The 7832-nt window shown below is 32.8% G+C and carries 6 protein-coding genes and 1 pseudogene; 5 read left to right on the top strand and 2 right to left on the bottom strand.

Annotated elements, in window-relative coordinates; all coding sequences use genetic code 11:
* Window positions 1-686: 686 nt before the first annotated feature.
* Together Cyrtocomes_RS04445 and Cyrtocomes_RS04440 are read right to left on the bottom strand one after the other, a co-directional pair.
* Window positions 687-773, bottom strand: a pseudogene (locus Cyrtocomes_RS04445) (IS5/IS1182 family transposase); the annotation flags it as partial.
* A 529-nt stretch (window positions 774-1302) separates the two neighbouring features.
* Window positions 1303-2838 (bottom strand): hypothetical protein, encoded by a 1536-nt coding sequence (locus tag Cyrtocomes_RS04440; RefSeq protein ID WP_322497995.1) that lies wholly within the window; start codon window positions 2836-2838, stop codon window positions 1303-1305.
* A gap of 404 nt (window positions 2839-3242) precedes the next feature.
* Here Cyrtocomes_RS04440 and Cyrtocomes_RS04435 point away from each other — a divergent pair, with 404 nt between their 5' ends.
* The 5 genes from Cyrtocomes_RS04435 (at window position 3243) to Cyrtocomes_RS04415 (ending at window position 7768) form a co-directional block, all read left to right on the top strand.
* Window positions 3243-4256, top strand: coding sequence for a class I SAM-dependent DNA methyltransferase (locus Cyrtocomes_RS04435; RefSeq protein ID WP_322497994.1), 1014 nt, complete (start codon window positions 3243-3245; stop codon window positions 4254-4256).
* A 92-nt stretch (window positions 4257-4348) separates the two neighbouring features.
* Window positions 4349-5035 (top strand): MlaA family lipoprotein, encoded by a 687-nt coding sequence (locus Cyrtocomes_RS04430; RefSeq protein WP_322497993.1) that lies wholly within the window; start codon window positions 4349-4351, stop codon window positions 5033-5035.
* Window positions 5019-5624, top strand: coding sequence for an MlaC/ttg2D family ABC transporter substrate-binding protein (locus tag Cyrtocomes_RS04425; protein WP_322497992.1), 606 nt, complete (start codon window positions 5019-5021; stop codon window positions 5622-5624). Before Cyrtocomes_RS04430 ends, Cyrtocomes_RS04425 begins: the two co-directional genes overlap by 17 nt.
* Complete coding sequence (locus Cyrtocomes_RS04420; RefSeq protein ID WP_322497991.1) at window positions 5615-6307, top strand: biotin--[acetyl-CoA-carboxylase] ligase; 693 nt, start codon at window positions 5615-5617, stop codon at window positions 6305-6307. Before Cyrtocomes_RS04425 ends, Cyrtocomes_RS04420 begins: the two co-directional genes overlap by 10 nt.
* A 156-nt stretch (window positions 6308-6463) precedes the next feature.
* The gene (locus Cyrtocomes_RS04415) at window positions 6464-7768 is read left to right on the top strand and encodes a hypothetical protein (RefSeq protein WP_322497990.1); all 1305 of its coding nucleotides are present in this window, start codon (window positions 6464-6466) and stop codon (window positions 7766-7768) included.
* Window positions 7769-7832: the final 64 nt, after the last annotated feature.

Genomic DNA, 7832 nt, shown 5'->3' with positions numbered 1-7832 from the left:
TTCGCTAAACTCAAAGAAAATCGACGCTTAGCATTACGATTTGAGAAATCCGATCTCTCTTTCCTTGCCTTTATAGCTTTAGCATCTATTAAATACAACCTTTGTTAACAGTGCCTATCAACAGACCCACTGAGCTCCAGCTAAAGTGTTGCTAATAAGAGCGCCTATATAGCTGAAGATTTAACTCAATGATAATTCAAATATTGATAAAGTTAATACTATTTTATAACGCTTTAGCTATATAGCACCGTTAACAATGACCGTATTATAGCTAAGATAGTATAAAAATGGCATAACAATACTGCTCTATCGATCAACTTCTTAACTCCTATTTTATATGATATTTTATACTGACTTAGCTATATTGAATCACTTAAAACCAATGCGTAAGAGCATCTCTTGAAAGTTTTTATGGTTCGGGCTAATCTCTTGAGCATATTGATGTAGAGAAGATGCTCCAAGGTCTTGTGGATATATTCATAGCCCTTGCTCATTCGCTTAAAATTATTAGGCCAACAAAAGGTGGTAACTTTACTAACTTAATTAACAATTTTATGAGCAATTCCCAGTAAAGTGCCTAAAGTTAAAAAGCGCCAAATTTATAATCCATAACAACCATCTTGGAAAATTTAATAGAATATTTTGCCTTTACATTTTATGATCTTGTGCACTTCATATGAAAAATAAAGAGTATCTTTCGTTATACGACGTTTCCTACCATTAACTTTTTTGCCAGCATCATATCCCCCTTTTTGTGTCGTCTTTACAGATTGATACAGTTGGTGTTTTTACCCGCCTTTCCCCTTACAAGTGTGACAAATGTATCATTAATCTCTTGCAACTTACCGTTCTTAACGTAAGTAATAATCATAAACTGTCTGCCAAAAATCTTAATAGTGACCATTGATAGCTACTTCTAATTGACAGCTACTTCTAATAGAAGTGCGTTATATTTTGTATATCATGTTTACGAGGATCTTACCTTGAGCCACAAAAAGTTCTAGCCATTCTTTATAAGTTATATCACTATAACTTATTTTTTAACACAAAACAAAAGAGCCTACCCTCTAAGGAGGGTGCAAGCTATTCATTTTTCATTCAAGATTATCGCGAAAATCTTGGACTTATAATATCTCACACTTCCTATCGTTCTTTTATTAGATGTCTTTAAAAGAATAATGTTACTATGCTATTTATAGATAACTACCTGTCAAAGCCATACAGATTTTCAGCAATTACACTAAAACCCTCCATAAAACCAAATTACCCTAGACAATTTTAGCCGCCATAATATATTAAACACTATACCTCAACTGTTCCATTAAAAACCTCAAATCTTCCCATTTGAAATTCTAAACTTGTTTCATTTAAACCTTCTATAAAAGTCCCGCATACAGGTTTAAAACTCATTGTACCATTTGGAATATACTCTTGGCATACATGTATATAATCATTCATAACTTCATTTGCTGTATTATCTGCAATAAATAAGTTATATACAAGATGACCAAGCTCATATACTCCATATGCCCCTGAAGACAAAAGTAATAACGTACTTACAACAAGTGCTGTTTTAGGTGTATAATTAAACAATATACAATTTGTCGCATAAATCCCTAATGCAAATAACGTTGTTGCAGCTGCACCTTCATAATCTCCTTTATAAATCTGAATAGTTGCTTTTGCAGCAGGCAAATGTGGCAAGTATGCTGTATTTCCACTAACCAAGAGCACTGTATATGTAGAGCTAATTCCTGCATTTAACAGATTAGATTTTGAGATTTCTTCATGATCCTTATAATCTTTATATACCTTTAACCAATCTGTTGTAGTGTGTATAATTGAAACACCTTTACCAATCTTTGATATACTAAAGAATCCCTTCCAAGGCTGATTGGCCGGCTCGCCCTCAATATAGGCTTGGCCTTCATGCGGCACCTCACCATCCAATCTTTCAAATAAAGGCCCTCTTATTAGTGGCTTATCAAATGTTTTTCTGATACGAATTAATTCCTCATAACCCAAGAACTCAAACAAATACTGTTTATATGCAGTCGTAACTTGAGCATAGTCAGAGTTACCACAGTAATTTAAATTCTTACATATTCCCAAACCTTCAAACCCCCTTCCTAACCATCTTTTTGCATGGTCATCATGAAAAGGAAATTGATACCAATTACCTACTGGCTCTGGCCTACCGTCACGTATAGCTTGAACCGTACCATGCATATAGGACCAATACATTATATCCTTTATAGAATAATAATCACCTATCTCATTTTCATAGTATATATTACCTCCTCTCCATATAAAACGGGTATCCACTCTATCATCACTCACTCTATCATCACTATCATCATCCTTGGCCTCCTCTAGATTTTTAGCTTTCTCTTGAGCCTTCTCTTGATCAACTTTACCTTTTATATAGCTAATTACAGAAAAAAGATTCTCCGGACTATTTTGATTATTATTAAACCAACTAACTACATCTATATACCCATCCAGATTATCTATAGATAATCTACCTTTTGTAAAAAAACCACCATGCAAATCACCTATCTTCTCAAGTATATCTATATTTGTTAGATAGATAACTTCCAAAAATTCAGTTGAAATGATTATATTATTTAAATTTTCCACGCCATCAGAATTACTATAGATTTCAGAATTCTCATAACTACTCCAAACCGCTGAAATCCATTGATATTTCTCAAATGGCATTTGTGATAATATCTCACCCTTACACACGTAATATAACCTAAAAGAGTGTTGAGCAGCAACAGCATCATTGAAAACTTTTAATAGCTTAAGCATTGCGGATCTTATATTAATCATCATCAAGTCTATTAATTTAAATAAACACAGGGCCTGAAAAAGATGCAATATAAACAACTGCATAACATTAGACCATGCTGGGCCGCTATAATAGCGATATAGTATATTATAATCAAGTGAAATATGCTCACTTTAGAGTATGTTAATGATACACTTAGTCGAATTATTAAACTATAATATCTAGAATTAGATATGTTATAAGATAAGTTATCAATCTGTCTTAAATTAGTAATTTATCCCCCAAAAAGCATAGGCCATAGATTTATTGTACCGATAAACGCTTCATATAGTTTTAACAATCCTATGCAAAATGGATTATTGCTATATAATAAATTATCAATATCTTGACATATCTTAATAATTTCTCACTATTATTCCTTCTGCAACTTAATTAAAACTTAATTCTTGTGGGGTTATTTTTCTTTGGCAAAAAATTAAATAGTAAGAAAAAAATTACACTTACTGGCTTACTTAGCAGTGTAAAAAAATTGTTCTTATCCTTATTTTTAAATATCAGAACATCAACTACCTCGCTATTCAGGAAGCTAAAGAAATTAGAAGAAACGAATTATAAACTAGGTATATTCTTTTATAATGCTGGGAAAATAGATGATGCTATACTTAGGTTTAAGATACTAAAACTATTTGGAAAAAAATATAAAGCAGAATGCTCTTATTATATAGGTAGGTGCTATATAATTCTGCTTAAATACGCAAAGGCTAAAAAAGATCTTTTTTTAGATATAGAAATAAAAAATCCTGATATGAGAGAAGAGCTGATGTATTGTAGAAACCTTTTAGAAGACAAATTTATTCAATACATACCACATAACATACTGGAACATAAATTTGATATTATATCCGAAAGTTATGATGCCTTATGTAGCAGCGCTATAACTTATGATATTATAGCGAAAAAAATAGATGAATATTCAAAAACAATAGGGCTTTTTAGCGTGCTTGACATCGGCTGCGGGACAGGTATTCTAGCGAAGAGGTGTACAAATATTAAGGTCTCCTTTAGTGGTGTTGATATTTCTAGAAAGATGATAAAAGTATCTGAAACAACTGGTTGCTATAAAACACTATCACACGCTGAAGCTGGCTCTTTCGTAAATAATGCATTAAGCAATAATGCATTATACGGCATTATATTGCTCTTAGATTTTTTCACATATAACCCACAGTTGCTGCCTATATTTGCGCTGAACATGCGCAATTTACTACTTGATAACGGTATACTGATCATTAGCTATAAGGTTGCAAAAGATAATGAAATTGAATTCATAAAAGAGCTTGAGGAATTTAGATATAATACTGATTATATTAAAAAAATCTTTTCCCAATACACACTTATTCATGAAGAAGAGATAAGTTTACTTAATTCGCAAAATTCGAGACTCATGATTTACTGTAATTGAATATATACATGAAGACCAAGGTATTGCTAATATTTTTAGTATCGTTTTTGTGCGCCTGTAGCTCTAAAAAGGAAGTAAAAAATAATAATAATTTGTCTAACTCTAAAATGGCTACGCCCCATATCTCTGCTTCTGATGAATCAGAATTTCGCTTTGAGGGTAATGATCACCCATATAGTGATATTGAGATAAAAGATCCACTAGAATCATTTAATAGAAAAATGTTCAAATTCAATTATGTAATAGATAGATTGTGGATTAGACCTGCGGCTTTTGCATATAAAAAATATGTTCCTGAATTTGGAAAACAAAGAATAGATAATTTTTTAGATAATCTTAAACAGCCACTTTATGCAGCCCAGGGTATTATTACATTAAACCCTAAAGTTGTTGTTACAGCCACGATAAGATTTATTTTAAATTCAACGCTTGGTGTATTTGGTTTATTTGATTTTGCAGCTACAAAAAAAATTAAAACTCCTCATATATCTGGAACTCAGATACTAAAAAATATTGGGGTAAAAAGAGGACCATATATAGTGTTGCCTATATTTGGTCCTCGCTTTGCGCGTGAAACTATTGGTATGGTAGTAGATAGAGGGCTAGATCCTCTAAATTTCTTAGTAAACAGAAAGGCAACTTTATCTAGAGCCTCAGCTAAAGGATTAGCTATTAGATCACATATATTGGATATAACAGATCAAATAGAAGAAGATTCTATAGATAAGTACGCAGCAATACGCTATATTTACACACATGTTCATGAAAAAGGTAGGTAATATGAGGATATTATTCTTAATGATTTTTTTTCTTGCATCAGCATCTTTTGCTTCAGAAGAACAAAATATAAGAAATTTCATAAATTCAGTGGTACAAAACGTCTTGGATATAGCATCATCCTCTCAAACAGAGCCTATGAAAAAAAAAGAGCTAATCTCATTATTTCATAATGTTGTTGATTCTAATTGGATGTCTAGGTTTGCTATAGGAAATGAGTGGAAAAATTTAAATGCAGAGCAGCAACAAGATTACACATTATCTTATGAAAGATATATAGAGTGTCTATATGTGGAAAAATTCAAGATATATGATGGTAGACAAGAAAATAAAATTATCTCAATCAAAGAGTTACCTAGAGGGCAAGCTTCGGTAGAAACAAAAATTACAGCAGCTCGCGGTGATCAGGATGTAACAATTCTTTATAGACTCAGAAGGGACCAAAATAATAACTGGAAAGTAATAGATATTATAGCAGAGGGCATATCTTTAATGACTACACAACGTTCTGATTTTAAGTCTGAAATATCACAACATGGCCTAAGCTCGTTGCTGCAAAATATAAAAGAAAAAACAAAAAAATGCCATTAGGAGAATTTGATCTTATTTCCTATAGCTCTATAGAAAGTACGCAAACTGGCGCAATAAAATTGCTAAACTCAGGGCATAGAACGCCATTTGTAGTAAAGACAGATCACCAAATTTCTGGGTTTGGTAAATATAACAGGGAGTGGTATAGTTTGCCTGGCGATATAGCAATCACTATAGCAATCACTCCTACCTGCGATGAAAGCTCCTGGCCTATGCTCACATATGTAGCCGCGCTTTCTGTTGGTGAACTACTTACTGGTATAGAAATAACGTATAAGTGGCCAAATGATATAATGGTCGATAACAAGAAATTATCTGGTATATTGCTTGAAAGATATAAAAATCATCTTCTAATAGGAATAGGGATAAACGTTATCAAGAAGGATGGTATTATAAGCCTTTCAGAGCTGGGCTGCACAGAGATGAGCGTTTCATCAATTATAGAGAATTTTAAATTACTTTATAATAATTATATCCTAAACGGTTTTTCTTATATAAAAACCAAATGGCTAAATAAGGCTAGAATCGGCTCTATGATTAGATCCACACTACCAGATGGAAGGATTATTGATGGGATATTTAATGGAATAGAAGATGATGGAACACTTATTGTAATTAATAAGGATGGGGCACTTAATAAGATATATGCAGCAGATACTCAAATACGCTACATGGATATATAAATCTATCGAGTTTAGTTATATATAATTCTTATATATACGGCTATTTATATACTGTGCACATTCAGTACACTTTTAACCAAAAAACAAGGCATTACAGCTTGATTGAGTGAATCCATAAAGTAGTATCATCACCACTCAATTTTACCTTTAATCTTTATGGGCAGAGAAGCTGATACAGTACTAGTGATGCATAACATTGATAAAACAAATTGCGACGTTATGACAAAAAATGATCTAATACATATCAACAATGATGCAGCGGCCATACACAGAGCTGTATTTATGTTGGATTGGTATGCAATGGGGCCTGATAAACTTGAAGAAATCGCAAAATTGCTATTTAAGTATGAAAGCATTGCTCAATACGCACTATCAACCATTGAATTTCATGATATTTTCAATCAACTCAGCATTGAAAATAGAGAAGCATTTCGTAATACTTTCAATAAACTCAGATTAATAGAAGATGACCTCTTGAAGCTAATAGACAGTAATAACGAGATTTTCAGGAGAATCAATGGATTATTTGAATGCGGAGCTGCTGTAAGGGATTTAATGAGAGAATTGGGAGATGATAAACCTTATAGTGATAACGCTATAAAAAACTTTGTACTAGCAATCAAAAAGGCCTGTCAGGATGGCGTTATTATAAATTATACTCCACTGAAAAATGCGCTAGATACCTTGAGACCTATTACAGAGGAAGGGGAAGATGCAATGGCAAACTTTCTTATGTTGGATACAAAGGCTCATACGGTATATTTAAATCATGTAATAAATAATGCAGAAGCCATGTGCAGAGCTGTATTTATGTTGGATTGGTCTGCAATTGGGTTGGGTAAATTTAAAGAAATCGCAGAATGGCTATCTACATATGAAAGCATTGCTCGATGCGCCCTATTAACCATTGAAAATAGAGAGGAATTTAATGAGGCTTTAAATCAACTCAACTTAATGCAAGATGATTTACTGGGGCTGAGATCTCAGAACCAAGAGATTTTTAGTAAAATCGATGGATTATTTGCATGCGGAGCTGTTGTAAGGGATTTAGTGACAGAGTTTACTAATGATGGAGCTTCTTATAACGAACTTACTATACAAAGATTTGTATCGGTATTTCAAAAAGCATACAGTGATGGCCTTGTAGCTAAACACTCTCTTTATCAGGTTTTAGGTAGCTTACCTTATCAAGTCGATATACAAAAAATTGTTGAGGTAATAGTTGGCGACTCTGATGATTTCAGCTCAGATATTGATTCCAACTCAGAAGATAGTAATTCTCAAGCTGATGATTTAGGGGATGAAGCAGGTTCGATTTTTTATGCGGAAGTTGCTGGCGGCCAAGAATTTATGCTGTTACAAGAACAACCAAGGCTGTTGCAATATCATCAACCAGAGGCACTGTTAACAAAGGTTTTGCCAAATAATGGAAAAGATGCAATATTATATTGGAGGCGATAAATATGGTATTTAGATGGATAAAAGGTTGTTTCCGATCGACATTAAAACGTTCAATGAATGGGTT

It is taken from the genome of Candidatus Cyrtobacter comes, from assembly GCF_034470605.1.
Classification (GTDB): Bacteria; Pseudomonadota; Alphaproteobacteria; order Rickettsiales; family Midichloriaceae; genus Cyrtobacter; species Cyrtobacter comes.
The sequence above is the reverse complement of the archived record's forward strand: the minus strand, read 5'-3'. Positions and strand labels throughout refer to the sequence as shown.